Annotated in this window: 10 protein-coding genes; 6 read left to right on the top strand and 4 right to left on the bottom strand. The window is 41.6% G+C overall.

The features are described 5' to 3' along the window. Window positions 1-33 precede the first annotated feature (33 nt). On the bottom strand, window positions 34-1,875 hold the full coding sequence (thrS, locus tag NOS7524_RS06065) for a threonine--tRNA ligase (protein WP_015137595.1): 1,842 nt from the start codon (window positions 1,873-1,875) through the stop codon (window positions 34-36). Window positions 1,876-2,064: 189 nt separating this feature from the next. Between thrS and NOS7524_RS06060 the strand changes: the two genes are divergently transcribed. Then, on the top strand, window positions 2,065-4,212 hold the full coding sequence (locus NOS7524_RS06060; RefSeq protein ID WP_015137594.1) for a pentapeptide repeat-containing protein: 2,148 nt from the start codon (window positions 2,065-2,067) through the stop codon (window positions 4,210-4,212). Window positions 4,213-4,497: 285 nt separating this feature from the next. Here NOS7524_RS06060 and NOS7524_RS06055 read toward each other — a convergent pair whose 3' ends face one another. Continuing rightward, window positions 4,498-9,834, bottom strand: coding sequence for a CHAT domain-containing protein (locus NOS7524_RS06055; RefSeq protein WP_015137593.1), 5,337 nt, complete (start codon window positions 9,832-9,834; stop codon window positions 4,498-4,500). Between the two features lie 209 nt (window positions 9,835-10,043). On the opposite strand from NOS7524_RS06055, the gene NOS7524_RS06050 reads away from it, so the two are divergent. Continuing rightward, window positions 10,044-11,876 (top strand): ShlB/FhaC/HecB family hemolysin secretion/activation protein, encoded by a 1,833-nt coding sequence (locus tag NOS7524_RS06050; protein WP_015137592.1) that lies wholly within the window; start codon window positions 10,044-10,046, stop codon window positions 11,874-11,876. Window positions 11,877-12,092: 216 nt separating this feature from the next. Further along, window positions 12,093-12,476, top strand: a complete 384-nt coding sequence (locus NOS7524_RS06045; RefSeq protein ID WP_015137591.1) for a tetratricopeptide repeat protein — start codon at window positions 12,093-12,095, stop codon at window positions 12,474-12,476. Between the two features lie 182 nt (window positions 12,477-12,658). Here NOS7524_RS06045 and NOS7524_RS06040 read toward each other — a convergent pair whose 3' ends face one another. Then, window positions 12,659-14,881 carry a CHASE2 domain-containing serine/threonine-protein kinase gene (locus NOS7524_RS06040; RefSeq protein WP_015137590.1) on the bottom strand — a complete coding sequence of 741 codons (2,223 nt, stop codon included), beginning with the start codon at window positions 14,879-14,881 and terminating at the stop codon, window positions 12,659-12,661. A gap of 471 nt (window positions 14,882-15,352) precedes the next feature. Further along, complete coding sequence (locus tag NOS7524_RS06035; RefSeq protein ID WP_015137589.1) at window positions 15,353-16,357, bottom strand: zinc-dependent alcohol dehydrogenase family protein; 1,005 nt, start codon at window positions 16,355-16,357, stop codon at window positions 15,353-15,355. Window positions 16,358-16,576: 219 nt separating this feature from the next. Between NOS7524_RS06035 and NOS7524_RS06030 the strand changes: the two genes are divergently transcribed. From NOS7524_RS06030 to NOS7524_RS06020, 3 genes are all read left to right on the top strand, one after another. Further along, window positions 16,577-17,491 (top strand): DUF928 domain-containing protein, encoded by a 915-nt coding sequence (locus NOS7524_RS06030; RefSeq protein ID WP_235622404.1) that lies wholly within the window; start codon window positions 16,577-16,579, stop codon window positions 17,489-17,491. 124 nt (window positions 17,492-17,615) lie between these two features. Then, on the top strand, window positions 17,616-18,233 hold the full coding sequence (locus tag NOS7524_RS28000) for a filamentous hemagglutinin N-terminal domain-containing protein (protein WP_068969768.1): 618 nt from the start codon (window positions 17,616-17,618) through the stop codon (window positions 18,231-18,233). Further along, the gene (locus NOS7524_RS06020; RefSeq protein WP_041555201.1) at window positions 18,170-18,481 is read left to right on the top strand and encodes a CHAT domain-containing protein; all 312 of its coding nucleotides are present in this window, start codon (window positions 18,170-18,172) and stop codon (window positions 18,479-18,481) included. Before NOS7524_RS28000 ends, NOS7524_RS06020 begins: the two co-directional genes overlap by 64 nt. The last annotated feature ends 638 nt before the right edge of the window (window positions 18,482-19,119 follow it).

Here is a 19,119-nt window from a genome sequence, read left to right as displayed (position 1 = left end):
TCCGATTCCCCACTTTTGAAAGGGTATCTTGTTTCACGAATCTTTAGAGATGATAGCTTCTTGTAAACGATGTACCAATTCACTTAAACTCATCACCCCTAAATCTCTAACTTGTCTAGTTCTAACACTTAAATTTTGATTTTCTACTTCTTTTTTACCCACAACAGCAACAACGGGAATTTTTTCTAACTCTGCTGTGCGAATTTGCTTACTTAAACGTTCGCCACTGTTGTCTATTTCTACTCTCAAACCAGCTTTTTGTAAATCAGTTATAACAGATTCTGCATATCCTCTTACCTCATCACTCACGGGTAATAAGCGTACTTGTACTGGTGCTAACCACAAGGGGAAATCACCAGCATAGTTTTCAATTAAGATGCCAAAAAAGCGTTCCAAAGAACCAAAAATAGCTCGATGAATCATAATTGGCCGTTGACGACTACCATCAGCCGCAATATATTCCATATCAAAGCGTTCTGGTAAGTTAAAGTCTACTTGAATAGTGGAACATTGCCACAAACGACCAATAGCATCTTGAATTTTAATATCAATTTTCGGACCATAAAAAGCTCCCCCACCTTCATCAACAACATAATTCCAGCCTTTAGTATCCAAAGCTTCTTTTAAAGCTGAAGTTGCTAATTCCCATACCTGATCATTGCCTACTGATTTATCAGGACGAGTGGAAAGATTTACCTCATAATTTTTAAAACCAAAGTCTGATAAAATTTTCTCTGTGAGATTTAAAACCCCTAAAATTTCCTCAGCAATTTGGTGAGGTAAACAGAAGATATGAGCATCATCTTGGGTAAATCCTCTCACCCTCATCAAACCATGTAACGCACCAGAACGTTCATAACGATAAACTGTGCCTAATTCTGCCCATCTTAATGGCAATTCTCGATAGGAATGTAGCTGATGTTTGTATGTGAGAACATGAAAAGGACAATTCATCGGCTTGATTTGATAAGCCTGATTTTCCACCTCCATTGAGTCAAACATATTCTCTTGATAAAAATCAAAATGACCTGATGTTTTCCATAAATCGAGGTTGGCTACATGGGGTGTGTAGAGTAATTGATAACCAGATGCTAAATGTGCTTGTCGCCAATAATCTTCAATGATGTAGCGAATACTCGCGCCTTTGGGATGCCAAAAAACTAAACCCCCACCAGCTTCTTCTTGAATGCTAAATAAGTTTAGTTCTTGACCTAGCTTTCTATGATCACGACGTAAGGCTTCTTCTCTTTGTTGGAGGTAAGCTTGTAGTGCTGCTTTAGTTTCCCAGACTGTACCATAAATGCGCTGCAATTGGGGTTTAGTTTCATCTCCTAACCAATAAGCACCGGCAATATTCAACAATTTAAAACCGTCAGGCTCAATTTCACCTGTAAAGTTAATATGCGGCCCTGCACATAAGTCCCACCAATAGTGACTTGCTGGTTGCACATCTGTAATAAATAAAGAAGCTTCTGGTTTACCAATTTCGGGGCTACCAATAAAGTAGCGGGTAATTGTCTGTTCTGGGGGAATGCGTTCTAAAATTTCTAATTTGTAAGGTTCGTTTAATTCGACAATTTCGGCGCGAATTTCTGCCCTTTGTACCTCTTCACGGATAATAGGGAGATTGGCTTGGATGATTCGCTGCATCTCTACCTCGATTTTTTCCAAGTCATCGGGAGTGATGCTAACTGGACAATTGAAGTCGTAGTAAAATCCATTTTCTGTGACGGGGCCAGTTGCTACTTTAGTCCCTGGAAATAGCTTCTGCACTGCCATTGCCATGATATGGGCGCAGGTGTGACGCATCCGTGTAAGTTGTTCACTATCGTGCTGGCTTAAGTCTTTCTGGAACTGGGTTAAGGAACTGACCATATCAATCTGGAATGAGAATCGTTATCATATTAGCGTAAAAAAGTAGTTTTGAGTGGCAATGAGAGCGATCGCAGTTAAAATTATTCTGCCGATTAACAATACACAGTAGACTTGGATAGATTCTGTTTTCGACGTAGTATAAAACCCCACCTCAGCATCTGGCGCAAACAAGCTTGGTTACTAATTGCTGTGTGTGCATTGTTAATCTTTTTACTTCCCCTACCAACGTGGGCGGCACCTGCACAACCAGAACGCACACCCTTAACCTTAGAACTGTTGCAGGAACGACTACATACACCTACCCTGCGTGAGGGGAATTTAACTGTAGACTTGCGGCAAATGGTGATTGATTTGCGTCCAGAAAATGCTAGTTTTCGTGATGCCTTTTATCAAATGCTCCGCAAAGAATTGCAAAAAACTGGAGCTAAACCTTTAGGATTAGACTTGAGTTATTCCTTGATTCAAGGAGATTTTATTGGCAGCGATTTAGGGTTAAGAACACCTTTATATGCTCAAGCGATCGCTCCGATTTTCACTGCCCCAGAACAAGAACAATTAGAACGCTTACGTTTAGTTTGCTTGCAATCTTTAGCGGTTAATTTTCTCAACTCTAAAGATTGTCGCTCCCTTTTAAATACGCAGTCAACAGTATCTAGTGAAGTGACGGTTTTTCGCGGTGCTTTGACACTAGAACATACTCGCTTTAATGGTGAAGTGCGATTTGCTAATACATTTTTTCTTCAGACTGTAGATGCTCAAAATGCTACATTTCTGCAAACAAATAACTGGAGTGAAGCCAGATTTAGTCGTCCTGTGAGTTTTAAATCTACCATTTTCCGCCAAGTAAGTAATTTTTCGGGTAGCGTTTTTTTTAATAAAGCTAATTTTAAACAAACACAATTTCAAGAAAATGCTGATTTTCATGATAGCATTTTTGTGAATAATGCCGACTTTAATCAAGCTCATTTTCAGCAATTAGCCAAATTTAATAGTGTCCAGTGGCAAGGAAATGCAGATTTTTCTGAGGTGATATTTAATAATCAAGCACAGTTTGCAAAAGCTAGTTTTAATCAATTTCTATTCTTAAAAGAAGCAACATTTGAACAAGCTGTCATCTTTCGAGAAGTGCTATTTAATCAACCTGTAGATATGCGGAGTGCTAGCATTCTCAACCAAGCTGATTTTAGTGATGTGCTATTTTCTAGAGAAGCATTTTTAAATGTTCCTGGATTGACATTTAATTCAAATCAAGCCAAAATTTTAGGGAATCCAGGACAGATTGGTAAAATATTTAGTGTCCCCACATTGGCAGGTAATCAAAATGTTTTGCGAAATTTGGGGCAGAACTTCCGGCAACAGCAACAAGTAGCTGATGCGAATCAATTGGAGTATATCAAACAACAATTACGACTGGATAAATTGACTCGTGAATTAGTAGGGATAAATATTAATCGTGCGACTTTTACAAGTTTGCTCAAGTTGGGTTTTTCTGATATTCAAGTAAAAGCGATCGCCCAACGTCGAGCCGTAAAACCATTTCGCAACAGCAACGAATTATTAACATTAGCAGATATCGATTTAGCCACATACAACCAACTCAGCGATCGCCTAGTCTTTGCCGAACCCTTGACAGTTGGTAACTGGTTACTTACAGCTTGGACTTGGTTAGTATTGAGTGTATTGTTATTGTTAAGCGGCTACGGCACAAACTTGTGGCTAGTTTTCGGTGTGGGAGGAGTAGCGATCGCTTACTTTGGTTTACTGTTTTGGTTAGTAGATCGCTGTCGTCGTCTGCATCCTACACCCATCATTCCCACATCCTATGAAACCATTGCTATCCTCATCAGTTTTAGCTGTTTAACATTTTTCAGCTTATTAGCCATTTTCCGCAATGCCGCTCAACCTTGGCTGACACTGGGATGTCTTGTCACAATTATCATGCCATTACCCTTAATGTTATTAATCCGCCTGTACAAACAAGGGCGTTATCACGACTTAATGAATGTTTCCTACTTCACCGAAGACGGAACCTTTCGCCAGTTACGGTTACTCATTGGGCGTTTACCAGTCATCCCCAGAAATCAAATATTTCGGGAAAGATATATGCCCCTATTATGCGATCGCCGTTGGAACTGGCTCAACTACTATGACTTTAGCCTCAATAACCTAGTCAGGTTAGGATTTAACGACATCCGCCTTAGAGACGAACACCTACCAGGAATCATTTCCACACTAGCTTGGTATCAGTGGAGTTTAGGGTTACTCTACATCACCCTAGTTTTGTGGACACTTTCCCGCACTATCCCCGGTTTGAACTTATTGCTATATCTGAAATAAGTATATTTTAGGGGTGTAGGTGTAGGCTGTTGACTTTGATGAGATTTACCCATTTTTTATTCATACAGTTTTGATGTGATCATCGGTGAACCAAATTAAATGAGTAATGAGTAAATACCCATTACCCATTACTCATTACTCATTACTCATTACCCATTACTCATTACTCATTACTCATTACCCATTACTCATTACCCATTACTCATTACTCATTACTCATTACCCATTACTCATTACTTAAAGAAGGAAAGAATTAGGCATGAATTTTTAACCGCAAGTTAAGAGCTACCAAGGATTACCTACCATCGTGAATGCTGCCCAATAGTAAGGATGGGTGAGTTTTAAATCAGTTTCCTGAATACTCTCAGCAGGTAAAGGTATACTGGGAACTGTTTCTAAACCTTGCACCCGCCCATCTTTGATGAAAACCTGTCCTTTTACCATAGCCATTTGAGCGTCTCTCAGGGCTTCTGCACGGATGGGAGCAGTTCTGAGAGATTCATAGAATTTCGTCATCAAAGCCGCCGTACCAGTATCATTAACTGCCCACATACTGGCAATAGAGGTTTTCACACCTGCTAGTACAGCTAAACCTGCAAACCCAATTTCTACTTCTTCATCACCTAAAGCGGTTCTACAAGCACTCAGCACCATCATCTCAACTTGGGGTTCATTCAATCTTAATTGCCGTAGTTGGTTTAAGTGTAATTTGTCTTCCCATAATTGAATATAGGAATTGCTCAAGGGGCCTGGAATAAAATCGGCATGGGTGGCTAGATGAATAATGCCGAAAGGTTGTTGGCGACGAATCATTTTCAGATTTTCTAATGTCGCTTGCTGATCTAACAACAACTTGCCAGGCCAAAGTTTAGAGACTAAAGTTGATAACTCAACGGGAACAGCTGGTAATGGTTGTTGTCCCTGAGTGCTTTGAGAAATACCCAAAGCTAAAATTTGGGATTGTTTAATGTCGGTATAAGCGGTGTTAGTTAAGCTCAAACTAGGCATCAAGCCCAGGCTATATTGTTCTACAAGAAACTGTTTCCCATCATGGAGAGCTGCCATTGGCGTGGAACGTAAGCCCACGTCTGGCAAAAAGACTAAGTTATCAATTCCTTCCGCCTGTAATTCCTGCTGTATTGGTGCAATTATCCAACTATAAAGTTGCTGAGATGGCTGTAAGTAACCCGTGGTGCGGCGGTTTTGGGGATTGACGATTTGATCCCGAAATTCTTGCGCTACTTGCAAAACTTTAGCTCTAGTGGCGCTGGGGACACGCTTACGGATGGGATTACCTTGACCGGTAACTACTACTATTTCTAACTGATCGCGATCGCTCTCGCCTACGGTGTCCAAAACTTTATTAGATTTGGTGTTCCCTGTAGCTGTGTTGGGTGCAATTTCCACAGGTACAAAACTGAGGTAAATTAAGGCAGGTTTCACACCAGTCGCTTTTTCTATCTGGCGAACCAAATCAATCGCATCTTCTGTGGTTTTGACTTTAGGTCTAGATATACCTAATTGGCTAGCAAACTTATCAGTAAATTTGTCTTCTGGATAGGGTGTATATGTACCGCCATTGATAACTACATCCTTCTTATTACCATTACCATTTATTGGTTTACAAGCCGACGGCAAAATTTGGCAATTGTCTAGTGGTGGAGTGACTTCTATGCCTGCTGCTACAGGGATAACATTTGACTCAGAAACCCCATCACTAGCTCTAACGGTAAAAGCCTGAATGCTCCCGCTAGTAGTGATATTTTCTGGTGGCGTAAAATTTAACGTTTCGCCTATAGTTATCGTGTTTCCAGGTTCTAATACTGTATTGCCTCGCCTCAATATCCCCCCAGGCAAAATAGAAACAATCTCAACAGTAGTGTTATCGATATTGACATCCCCAACGCTGCCTGTAAACGTAAAGTTAAAGGGTACTCCTGGTTGAGCATTTAAGGAGATAGGGGAATTTGCGGTTAGTGTAGGCGGTGTGTTAACAGACCTAATAGTTATATTACTGGGTGTACCACTGGCTTCTCCACCAGTAGGCAAGACTGGGAAACTACCAGAAGATAGGTTGTTAGAAGCACTACCAGCATAAATTGCTCCTGCTGTGCCATTAATACTACTATTACCTACAGTAAATGGCACATTACCCGGCCCACCATCGTGTTGAATGGTGACTGTACCACCACTACTAAGTGGAGTAGTGAAAGGAACCTGCTCAATCTCATCAAATACTAAGTAGAATTCACCCGTGTTGATGGTATTACCTGTACCTGTTCCTTGTACTAACCCGTTGGTTAGGACTTCTACATTACCAGCTTGAATACTGCTGTCTTCGTCTGTTGTGGCACTGGTGTTAATGCTATTAAAACGGATGATACTGCCCGCAGTATTAGTTGTCTGGAGGGTAACATTGCCACCTATAGCTTCAGCCGTCCCATCAATTTCTGTAACTTCTGCGGAAGCATCAATATCACCAACAATAATATTATTACTAGCCGTTAGGGTAACTTGACCACCTGTTCCTGTAAAGTCACCACCAATATTCTTGAAGACATAAGAATTAATATCACCTGTGGTAATGCTACCTCCTGATGTAGTGATCTCTACTGCACCACCTTGACCACTATCAAAACCTTCATCTGAATAAGAATTAATATCACCTGTAAAAATATTACCTGCGGCACTCAAAGTTACTGTTCCAGCTGTAGCGTCAGACTGGTTGATGACGCTGGTATCCAGATTTCCTATATTAATGTTGCCATTACTACTGTCTACGCTGACATTGCCTGGAGAATAGCCATCACCACTAGCAATAATATTACCTACTGAAATGTTGCCACTTGCAGATAATGTAACATCACCACTATCATCAAAAATAAATGTTATGGTGCCGTCTTCAAAAATACTTCTAGTGTCAAGGTTGCCTAAGTTGATGGCACCATTACTACTGTTAACTGTAATGTTACCCGGAGAATAGCCATCACCACTAGCAATAATATTGCCAGTAGAGATGTTACCAAATGCAGATAAACTCACATTGCCATACTCGTTAGAACTGAATGCTGGACTATCGCTGGGTCGGGTTTGCAGGTTGCCTGTATTGATACTACCATTACTACTGGTGACTGTAATATTACTTGCATAGCCACCACCAGTAGTAATAATATTACCCAGCAAGATATCACCAGCCCCAGAAATATTGATTGCTCCCCCATTTGTGGCGATGGTGTCATTGGTATCAACAAATCTAACTGCACCATTAGTGGAATTTAGGGTAAAACTGCCGCTATTACTTGAATCTAATGTAATTAAATTGTTTTCACCTGACACAACGCCCGTGATGTTGTCGATGGTAATATCACCAGTGGCCTCTAAGTTAATATTTGCACCACTACCGAGACTTACTAGCGCCCCCCAAGAAATAGTATTTGCACCAATATCAGGAGTGTCAGCTAAAATACTGCCACTAAAAGTAGCATCGAATGTTCCTCCAAATGTGGCATCGATGATAGTTAAACTACTGGGGTCTAATAATAAAGTACCAAATTGACCGTTGGGGGCAGAAACATCTACCTGTCCTTGGAAAGTCAAGAAATTCTTACCGGATACTTCGACAAAACCACCATCGCCGCTATTTGCGCCACCACGGGCTGAAATGTTACCAAAAAACTGTGTGGCATCATCCGCCCAAGCAATCACGCGTCCACCGTTGCCATTTTGCAGACTATCGGCGTTAATAACGGTATTGGAATTAATATATGTCTGCGTTGCGTTGGGTACTGTACCGCCGCCTTTGTAATCGCCGCCAATTAACACAGTCCCACCACCATTAGTACCGGAGGCGTTAATATTAGCGTCAACTAAACCTACCTTTGTCCCCAAAACATTAACTGTTCCGCCTGTTTCCCCGGAAACATTGACATTTCCACTCACAATAGTTGTGCCTGGGGTGGTGGGGATGGTGACATTGGAGTTGGTCAGTTTCACGCTACCATCAGGGTTAGTAGTTAAACCTGTGTTAGTGTTACCGACGGTGAGCAATTCTGGTAAAGATGCGATCGCCACTGTCCAACTGTTGGGTTGGCTACTATCCGGCGTTAGTGCTGGCAATTCCAAACTCAAGATATTTCCTGGTTGGCTGAGGCGCACCCAATTCTGCCCAGGTACGGAGGTAACAACAATCTGTCCGGCTGGTGCTGAGAGTTGTCCAGTATTAACTACTGTCCCACCCAATAAGCTCAAACTCTGCCCAGTACCTACTCCCAAGTTACCAGCATTGATGATTGCCCCTGGCTGATTCATGGTAAAGGCAAATCCGGTGGGGTTGCCTACTAAGTTGGCATAGTTATTATTACCGACAGCATTGAACCAATCATTGCCAAATTTTATACCATTGGCAGTGGTGGCTGTAAACGCACCTGAGACATTTAAACTGGCATTACCACCAAAAATAAATCCGGCGGGATTCATCAAGAATAAGTTAGCACTGCCCCCTGTCACCTGGATTAAGCCATTGATAACCGAAGCATTACCACCTGTTACCCGCCCCAGAATATTTTGCAAGGCGGGATTGGCTTGAAAGTTGGCTATTTGTTCGGGGCTGACTCCAAACTGTTGAAAGCTATGGAAGAGGTTCAGACCATTGCTGGAAGTTGTGCCACCTGTAATGTCAATTCTGTTACCGTTGGGTGTGACAATGGTATTTGTACCATCGGCGGCGGGAAGAATCTGTTGAGCTTGGGCTATCTCCGTATTCATTCCCCATAACGACAACATTCCTAAGCCGGCTATACCTGCACAGACTGTAGTTTGGGCAAACACACCCTTAATATTGGCGAGAGTTGTTCCCAAGGTTGGCTTACGCCGCAAGATGAAGCGACCTGCGGGTAATTCTACGTCAATGCGACATTGATGAGCCAGTCCCCGCCGTTGCAAGGCTTGAGCGATCGCCTTTTGTGACCAAAGAATTTGCTCTGTTCTGTTAGTTGCAGAGATGCTTTGGTTGTGAATGCGGCACAGATAAAGCGGCTGTTTCACCCGCCGCACTTGCGTTACTTCGGAAAGTCGCAAACACAGATCATAATCATAGGCATAGTCAGAAGCGGATATATGCACACCCCCCACCTGTTCATAAACTGAACGCCGCAATAAGCGGAATTGGAAGGTCATAAAATCTACCAACAGCCTTTGGGGAGAGTAGGGAATCCGACAACGATGACCATAGCCCAGCACTTGACCATCAGGATTAATATCTATGTAATCGGTATAAACTAATCCAACTTCTGGGTGACGATGAAGAACGGCGGCGGTTTGAGCCAAAGCGGTAGGCGCTAGGATATCGTCACTATCTACCCAACCCAGGTAAGCTCCTTGAGTTTGAGCGATCGCACCTTGGCGGGCTTTCACAGTTCCTTGATGGGGTGCTGCTATTACCCGCACGCGTCTATCTTGCTGGGCATACTTTTGAGCGATCGCCACTGACCCATCTGTAGAGCCATCATCCCACACCACTAACTCTAAATCTTGCCAGGTCTGTTGTAAGACGCTGGCGATCGCTTCCCCAATATAACGTTCCCGATTGTAATTAACGATAACAATGGAGATCAGTGGTGACATGGAATTACTCCCAGGTTTTTAGCTACTACCAGAATATAATGCGGTATCATCACTTTTACGAGAAATTACTACTTAATGATCTTTTTTAGTTACAAATCTTTTTAAAAGCAATTGTTAAAAATATGCTATCTAGATACGCAGGCAGCAACCGCATATGCCAAAATCAACATCAGCCATTTTGTGCAATTAATCCATCCCACAGAGGTGACATGAGCAAAGGAACAAAGATTGGTACTCCGCCTGAATGCCATAATCAGCAAAGACTGGCCAATTTTGCTTCCCGTTGTGTCCCCAGGCAAAAGATTGGCAATTTTCATAGTTACCAGTCTAATTTGCTATTGATTTTGCCTACGGTTTGTCTATTAATGGTCACTGGACAGCGTAGTCTAGCAAGTGATATTAATAACTCCCTCCCTAAATTGGAGAGTGATAACTATCACCCCACACCTGCATTAGTACAAGCACCAGATGCTACCCCTCCTGAGCCAGAATCACCGGAAACACCAGCAGTAGAAACACCAGCATTTCCAGAAAAGTTTTTTGTACGTCAAATTCAGGTGATAGACAGCACAGTCTTTAATCAAAATGACTTCGCACCTGTAGTCAAACCCTTTGAAGGGCGGGAATTGACTCCCGAAGAAGTGAGAAAAGCAGCTGATGCTGTGACTCAACTTTACTTAAATCAGAATTATCTCAATTCCAGAGCTATTCCTGTAAGTCCACCACCTGGTGCTACAGATGGTGTGTTGGTACTGCGGATGATTGAAGGGCGATTGGCAGACATTGATATTCAAGGCACAGAACGCGTCAACCCTGCTTATATTCGCAGTCGCATTCAACTCGGTGCTAGTGTACCTCTCAATGGCATTAAGCTAGAGGAGCAACTGAGATTACTACGACTCGATCCCCTATTTACCAATGTGGAAGCTAGCCTCCGTCCCACTGGTCAAGTAGGACAAAGTTTGCTAATTGTCAGAGTACAAGAGGCTCAATCGTTTACCAGTAACGTCTTGATTGATAACTATTCACCTCCTAGCGTTGGTGGTGAAAGATTCGGGGTAGAACTGGCTTATCGCAACTTAACTGGATTTGGGGATTTACTCACAGGTGCTTATTACCGTACCTTCACAGGTGGTTCTGAGTCCTTTGATTTTAGCTATCAGATACCCGTGAATGCGATGAACGGAACCGTGCAAGTCCGAGTTGCACCTAGTAGCAGCAAAATCACTGAGCCACCATTTAAGGCATTAAATATCCAGGGTGAGCAGGATTTGTATGAAATTAATTATCGTCAGCCCCTATTGCGATCGCCAAACAAAGAGTTTGCCTTATCATTAGGATTTACTTATCAAGAAGGTCAAACTTTTCTGTTTGATCGACTCCCCACCCCCTTTGGCATTGGCCCTGATGACAATGGGGTGAGTCGTACCAGTGTAATTAAATTTAGTCAAGACTATTTGCAGCGCGATCTTCAAGGCGCTTGGTTTATGCGATCGCAATTTAACTTTGGTATCGGCATATTTGATGCCACAATTAACTCAGGCTCCAGACCTGATAGTCGCTTTTTTAGTTGGCTAGGTCAAATCCAGCGATCGCAACGACTAAGCAATGATAACTTGTTACTCATCCAAGCAGATGTGCAACTCACACCAGACAGTTTATTACCCTCCCAGCAATTCGTAATTGGAGGTGGACAGTCTATACGCGGTTATCGCCAAAATATCCGCTCTGGTGATAATGGTGTGAGGTTAGCAGTAGAAGACAGAATCATCGTTCAAAGGGATGAAGCTGGAATACCAAGCATACAACTAGCACCGTTTTTTGATATGGGTGTCGTCTGGAATCAATCTGATAATCCCAACAAATTACCTCAGCAAACCTTTCTCGCCGGTGCAGGTTTAGGAGTTTTATGGGATAACGCTTTAGGAATTGAGCGTCTGAGTATGCGTTTAGACTACGCCATTCCCTTTGTCGATTTAAGAGACAGAGGTAACAATATCCAAGATGACGGCTTTTATTTTAGGTTGCGCTATCAGCCTTAAGTTGGGAGTGGGGATTGGGGTGTCGGGTGTGGGGTGTGGGGTGTGGGGTGTAAAGGAGAAAAACTAATGACTTAATTCTGGAAAATTATGAAGAATTTAGGAAAAGTTGAGGATATTCATTTATTTTGTATAACAAATACTGACGACTACAATAAATGCGGTTAATCTTAGAAGATAACAGCCTTAATAAACTCTCAAGATAGAAGCTCGAAGACAGTGGATAGCGATCATCAAGACCCCAGATCAGTACAAATACCAGATATCAACGGATATATTCAACAGGCTCATAATTGTTTTGCCCAAGGAGATATCGAGGGAGCGATCGCGCATTTTCATACAGCAATTACTCTACATCCCCACTGTGCAGAAATTTACACGGCAAGAGCTAAATTTCGCCAACAAAATCTAGGTGATCATCAAGGGGCATTAGAAGATTATAGTCAAGCAATTTACATAAATCCTCAGAATGCCTTCTTTTATTATTGGCGCAGTCAAACCTATCAAGAACTGGGTAATCAGCAAAAAGCCATTGAAGATTACAACGCAGCCATGAGTCTAGCTCCAGAAGGTACTATTTATCATTTCTTCGATAAAAAGTAATGAGTAATGAGTAATGAGTAAATACCCATTACTTATTACTCATTTAATTTAATCCACCGATGATGACACCAAAACTGTGTGAATAAAAAATGGGTAAATCTCATCAAAGTCAACAGCCTAGTGTAAGGGTGTAAGAGAAGTAAATTCTTCCTTGTCTTTCCCAATCCCCAATCCCCAATCCCCTACAAACTTGCCACAATATTCAGCACCTCCATAGCTGACTGATATCTTTGTGTAAAGTCAAGATGCACCATTTTATCTACCACTTTAGTCAATGGCTCAGTAGTATCTGCTATTTGCCACCAGTATTGCCAAATCTGTTCACCAGTTTCAGATGGGGTGGGAATAATCACCACACCAGTATTCACATCTCTGCGAAAAACTTTTGGATTGACCCCAGTTAACGCTTGAATCACAATTATTCCCAAAGCATAAATATCACTGTTGAGTCTTGGCATACCACTCATTTGCTCACCAGGTGCATAACCAGGAGTACCAATAGCGATGGTTTGATTTTCTTGCTCCTGTGGTTGCAGTTGGGGTTGAACTTGTTTCACCGCACCAAAGTCAATTAAAACAATGTGTCCATCTGTTTTTCGTCTCATCAAATTACTAGGTTTGACATCTCGATGAATCACACCGTAACTGTGAACAAAAACCAGTACCTGCAAAACTTCTTTGAGTATATTCATCACTTCGACTCGTGGGCGAGTTACTCCTGGAGTTAACTCGTCAGACAAGGGATGACCAGCAATAAATTCCTGCACTAGATAAAATTGCTGGTCTTCTTCAAAAAATGCCAACAAGTGCGGTATCTGCGGGTGTTTTCCCAAGGTTTCGAGAATATATGCTTCATTATTAAATAAGCGTCTGAGAACACTGAGATATTGCGAGTCTTGGTTGCTGGGACGCATCTGTTTAACAACGCACACAGGATTTCCCGGTCGTTGAATATCTTGAGCTAAGTAAGTATTGCCAAATCCTCCACCACCCAAACTTTCACTAATTTTGTAACGTTTGTTCAGTAATGTATTCAAAGCCAGTTCTTGTCCTACAGGGTAAATAGTAGGACTGAGGGTGATTCCCTGCGTTGGCATCCTGGTTTCTTGCGACGACGCATAGAGTTGCAACTGAGCAATTAAATCTTTTTGCTCTTGTACCCGTTGCAAGATTTTTTCTTGCTCTTGCTTACTCTGATAGGCGCTATAAGCAAGGACACTACCGGCTGCAACTACTAAACCCAGGGCGGGAGAAACTACGGGAAACCATCCAGCTTGGGTAAAAATGACAAAATTACTCCCAAATAAGACTGCCAAAGATCCACCTTCTGCTAGTCCTAAGCCTAATGGATGTCGAATGCGCCATGCTAAAAATCCCCCAACTACAGACCATCCCCCTATCCAAATGACTTCACCCCACCCAGGTAAAAACCAAAACAAACGCTGGTTATTCAAAACTGCATTGAGAATCTGACTGATAATTTGGCCATGAATTTCTACACCTGCCATCCTGCCAGCATCATCAGCTTTACCAGTAGTAAATGGGGTGTTAAAAATATCTTTTAAGCTCGGTGCAGTAGAACCAATCAAGACGATGCGGTCTTTGACTAAATTGGGTTTGACCTGACCTGAAAGTACGTCTGTGACAGTCACTTGCTGGGCGACCTGACGGGGAGAACGGTAATTGAGGAGAATTTGGTAGCCTTGGGTATCTGCATTTTCATAACCGCCAGAGTTACTTTGCAGAGGTTTAAATACCACATCACGCAATTGCAGTTCATTGTTGGAGGTTAATTGCGGCTGAATCCCTCCAACTTCTAAATATTTGAGGGCTAATTGCCAACTTAAGGAATAGGGACTTTGGCAAAGCTCGGATGGATCGACACTAACTGAGATCAGATTACGCCGGATGGAACCATCGATATCTTCCACAATATCGCTAAATCCTACTCGCTCTGGTTCTATTCCTTGTGGGGGTGCAATACCAGCATTTTTAGCATCGGCGTGTTTACAAATAGGAATGATAAGATCACTTTGCTGTAAACGTTGTAATAGTTTTTCATGACCGGGTTGTACAGGTAAGTCACGAAAAATATCTAAACCAATGGCACGGGGTTCATATTCTTCTAATTTGCCCAGCAGTCGGTCGAGAACTTCCCCAGGTAAAGGCCAGTTCCATTTTTTTAGATCATCTTCAGTGACAGCCACAATTAATAGACGCGGATCTGAGCCAGAATCAGCACGCATTTGCATCATCTGGTCATAGACCCTTAATTCTAGAGTCTCTAATACTTGCAGTTTCTGCATTCCCAGCATTAAAACTGTGGCGATCGCACTACAAATAATCACTGGCTGTTTTAATACTTTCTGAAAATTTGCCAACATTTCACTAACAGGATATTTCATAAAAATTAATTAAGTATTTGTTAGATTATTTTAGATTAATGAGTATTAGTTCATGTAATTTACAATTTTTATTTTTATTTGATTAATTATTGTAGATTTTTATATACTTTTTAAAAGTCCTATGTTTTCCGCAAATAATACTGCCGTTATAACTCATCAGAATTATACTGACAATAGTCATTTGATTTGCTTTCTGGAATACTCAAATTTAATGTTGGATGAAATTTAAGAATAGGCAATAGGCACTCTTGCAATAGAAAAGGAGCCTGTTCGATGTGTACGGAGTTTTTATCGGCGTGATGCGTAAAACCCCCAAGCATGAGGTACAAAACTTAAGACATCTCCAGAAATTAAATATGCGTTTTCCAGAAACCTTGTAGAAACGTTCTATAGAACGTCTCTACATTCTTTTTTAGAGATGTCTAGTGTATGTGATGTATAGCAGGTTACGCTAATATGCACAGCCGTATGTTATTCATCCCTAATTAACAACACAATTTTACCTGCGATCGCTCCTGCTTCCAATAACTGATGAGCTTGAACTGCTGCTGTTAAAGGAAATTGATGATGAATGCAGATATTTAATTTCCCTTGATCAATCCAATCAGCGCACTCTGCCAAAATTTCTGCATGGTGCTGTTGCGCCTCTATCAAGCCTAGTAACATTGGTGTCAACATTAACTCTAAACCAATGCGGAGGTTGCGATTTCTAGCCACTTTCCACACAGTATTGGCATGAGGTTCTAAAATCGTTACAATATCGCCATAAATTCGCACAGCCGGAAAGGTTTTTTGGAAAGTTTCACCACCAATGGTATCAAAAGCTAAATCTACACCTTCACCATTAGTCCAGTCTAAGACAGCTTGAGCAAAGTCTGTTTGTTTGTAAAAAATTACATGATCAGCACCGAGTTGTTTCACCAAACGCGCCTTTTCTTCCGAACTTACAGTAGTACAGACACTTGCGCCTTTGAGTTTAGCTAATTGAATCGCCACATGGCCAACTCCACCAGCACCCCCATGAATTAGAACTCTCTCCCCAGGTTCTAGTCTTCCCCGTTCATACAAAGCTTCCCAAGCGGTGATCAGTACCAAAGGTGCGGCTGCTGCTTCAGCAAAGGTTAAGGAAGTTGGTTTGTGTGCAGCAAAACGTTCATCTACCACAGTATACTCGGTATAATTGCCATAACCTGCGCCTAAGCCACCATTGCAAAAATATACCGCATCCCCTGGACGAAACAGTTGCACACCAGTACCTACAGCTTCCACAATCCCGGCACCATCACACCCCAAAATTGCAGGCATTTGATCGGGGTAGAATGTGCCTCGCTGCCGTAGTTTAGTGTCTATGGGATTTACCCCAGCCGCTACTAATCGTACTAAAACTTCCCTATTACCCAAAATGCTGGGTTGCGGGATTTCTTGTAATTGTAAGACTTCTGGACTACCAGGAGCGGTCATTAAGACTGCTTTCATAATTGTTGCCTCCCAGTTGCAACTAGATACACACTTAATTATTTGCCAATTTAGTGTAATTAGGAGAATGAGAAGCGATCGCTACTAAAAAACCGGGAACATAAAGCCAAAGGAATACGTATTATACTTAGTGTGGGGAATGACAAAAGTGCAGATGCCATAAGCAGCAATAGTTATGTTATCCACAACACCCTATTAGTAGCAGTAAATATGTATCCTATGAAACTTCAATTCTGGACAGGCTGTCTGCTTGCTAGCTTGGTATGTCTACCCTTAGATTTTGTCAGTCAGACTAAGGTTTTGGCAGGAGATCAGGTTGCTCAAATAGTACAAAACAACTCAGCTTATAACCAAGCTATGCAACTTGGTTATACAGAAACTAGACGCAGAAACTATCGCAAAGCATTAGGACATTTCCAGCAAGCACTGCAACTACGTCCCAATGATAGTTATGCCACAACAGCTATTAGGAATGTCAAAAGTTACATTCAGCAACGCAGAAGTTTGATTAGTTTTGTACCGGGAAGACCTGGTAGATTAAGAGCAGCTGCATCCAGGGGACGTTGCTTTTTGAATGGCAAGCCTGCTATTCCTCTGATTCCCACCAGCAAAGAAGCACAACTAACAACAGCAGAACATCCCACATTCTTTTTCTACATTCCTGAAACTGCTCAACAAATACAAGGACTGGAATTTGTTTTGCGGGATAATGAAAGTATTGCACCCTTGTATAGAAAAACTTTTAAACCTCTGGCAAAAGCAGGTATTGTGAGTGTAACCATACCTGCACAGCAACCATCATTAAAAACAGGCAAAACATACACCTGGTCTTTTTCCATGATTTGTGATCCTCGCAGTCGGGATCAAGACCTATATCTGGAAGGTAAAATTGAACGTGTGCAAGACGAAAACCTCTCTATCCAGATCCAGCAAACAACCCAACCTTTAGAGCAAGTGGTTCTGTATGCAACAGCTGGATTGTGGGAAAATGCTCTGAGTACCTTGGCTGATTTAAGCCGCCAACGACCTAATGATCCCGAAATTAAGAAATATTGGGCAGACTTACTCACATCAGTAGAGTTGGCAGAAGTGGCAAACAAGCCGCTATTGTCTTGTTGTAGTTCCCAAGAGTAAAGTATCAACAGCGATCGCACTCCCTGTATTTAAACGCAAATTCTCTTACCACAAAAAATACGTAGTTGTGTTTTTAAAGCAATACACGTAAAATTCCTGTATCATCCAGGGAAAATACGTAAAAATGTTCCAAAGCTTGTGGAAGTTGGCAGATGTCTTAGCAAGCAGTGGTTTGACAAGTGCCTATACTCATGCTGCGATCGCTCAGATTGTCCCCGATGGTACATTAGGTGCTGAAAATAGCCAACTCACACCAAATGCCAATGTCCGTGGTTTACCTGCCTTACTCATAGAAGGTGGAGCTACCAGAGGCATAAACCTGTTTCAAAGCTTCTTACAATTCAACATCGGAGATGGACAGCGAGTTTACTTTAATAATCCCACAGGTATAGAAAATATTTTAACGAGGGTGACAGGTAGCGATCCCTCCAAGATTTTCGGCACATTGGGCGTAGACGGACAAGCTAATTTATATTTACTCAATCCTAATGGAATTATTTTCGGGACGAATGCACGGCTAGATGTAGCAGGTTCATTGACAGATGCCCCATCATTATTGGAGCAGGGTTTAAAAGTCTATCAAGCTCAAAGGTACGCTGAGGCTCTCAAGATTTTTCAACAAGCATCTCAGGCAACAAGCAATGGCTTAGGGAAGAGGCGATCGCTACCTATAGTAAAATGGGCGATGCAACTGGGAAAATTGGTAGTCAGATTAACCAAGCCCAGGCACTACAAACATTAGGTTTTTATCGTCGCGCCAGGAATACCCTAGAGGATATCCAGATCACCTTGGATAAACAACCAGACTCAGTTTTAAAGGACGAAGCAACTGCTGATTTAATGGTGCAATTTTACCAAGACCTAGCCAAAAATCAAACTAAAGCAGAAGCTCTGCGTCGCGCCCAACTAGCTCTGCTTTCCGGGGAAGACTCTAGATATAAACATCCTTATTACTGGGCTTCCTTTATCCTAGTCGGCAATTGGCAATAAAAATGCAATTCTCCAAGATTGCTGAAGTAGCTGCCTGGAAAAAGGGACTAGAGGCTAGATGCTATAAATTTTTACTCACCACTAAGCACTCATGAAATAGATTAAGCTCTCAAAGCTGCTGGGAGCTTAACTTTCACTTGCATTTGACCAAATAATTTCTAGTTTTTCAGAGTATTTAAACCTAGAATAAAAACGGAAATAAAGTTTAATTTATTGACAATAATCTGCATCAATATTGCTATTTATAAAATCTTGTAACGCCTGCCATATAAGCCTTATAAACACTATTGAACATCATTTTTAATTAATCATTAAAAAAATATAAATTACATTTTTCCCTAAAAAAAAATGATATGTTGGATACAGAATTGAATTTCGCACGTATCTGGAGTAGTACAACGTAATCTACTCCAGTTTTTCCCTCCTAAATTCCTTGCTAATTAAGACTTTGAGCAGAATTTCAGGAGGGTTTGAGTACAGAACTGTATAGTCAAAAATCAGCCCAAACAGCCCTTAATCCATTGCTGTGATTGGGTTACAGATGAGTACAACTAAATCTTGAACCCCTTTCCATAAATACTCGTACCCTGACCGAAAAATACTAGAACCCCCACCTAAAAAAAATTTTTTAAATTCTT

Origin of the sequence: Nostoc sp. PCC 7524, assembly GCF_000316645.1 — a bacterium.
GTDB lineage: Bacteria > Cyanobacteriota > Cyanobacteriia > Cyanobacteriales > Nostocaceae > Trichormus.
Note: the sequence above shows the minus strand (reverse complement) of the source record. Positions and strands in the feature narration are given on the sequence as shown.

Excerpts from the sequence above, each read along its gene's own strand:
- thrS (WP_015137595.1), bottom strand. The coding sequence starts at position 1,875 with ATGGTCAGTTCCTTAACCCAGTTCCAGAAAGACTTAAGCCAGCACGAT.
- NOS7524_RS06055 (WP_015137593.1), bottom strand. The coding sequence starts at position 9,834 with ATGTCACCACTGATCTCCATTGTTATCGTTAATTACAATCGGGAACGT.
- NOS7524_RS06050 (WP_015137592.1), top strand. The coding sequence starts at position 10,044 with ATGAGCAAAGGAACAAAGATTGGTACTCCGCCTGAATGCCATAATCAG.
- NOS7524_RS06040 (WP_015137590.1), bottom strand. The coding sequence starts at position 14,881 with ATGAAATATCCTGTTAGTGAAATGTTGGCAAATTTTCAGAAAGTATTA.
- NOS7524_RS06035 (WP_015137589.1), bottom strand. The coding sequence starts at position 16,357 with ATGAAAGCAGTCTTAATGACCGCTCCTGGTAGTCCAGAAGTCTTACAA.
- NOS7524_RS06030 (WP_235622404.1), top strand. The coding sequence starts at position 16,577 with ATGAAACTTCAATTCTGGACAGGCTGTCTGCTTGCTAGCTTGGTATGT.
- NOS7524_RS28000 (WP_068969768.1), top strand. The coding sequence starts at position 17,616 with ATGTTCCAAAGCTTGTGGAAGTTGGCAGATGTCTTAGCAAGCAGTGGT.
- NOS7524_RS06020 (WP_041555201.1), top strand. The coding sequence starts at position 18,170 with ATGGGCGATGCAACTGGGAAAATTGGTAGTCAGATTAACCAAGCCCAG.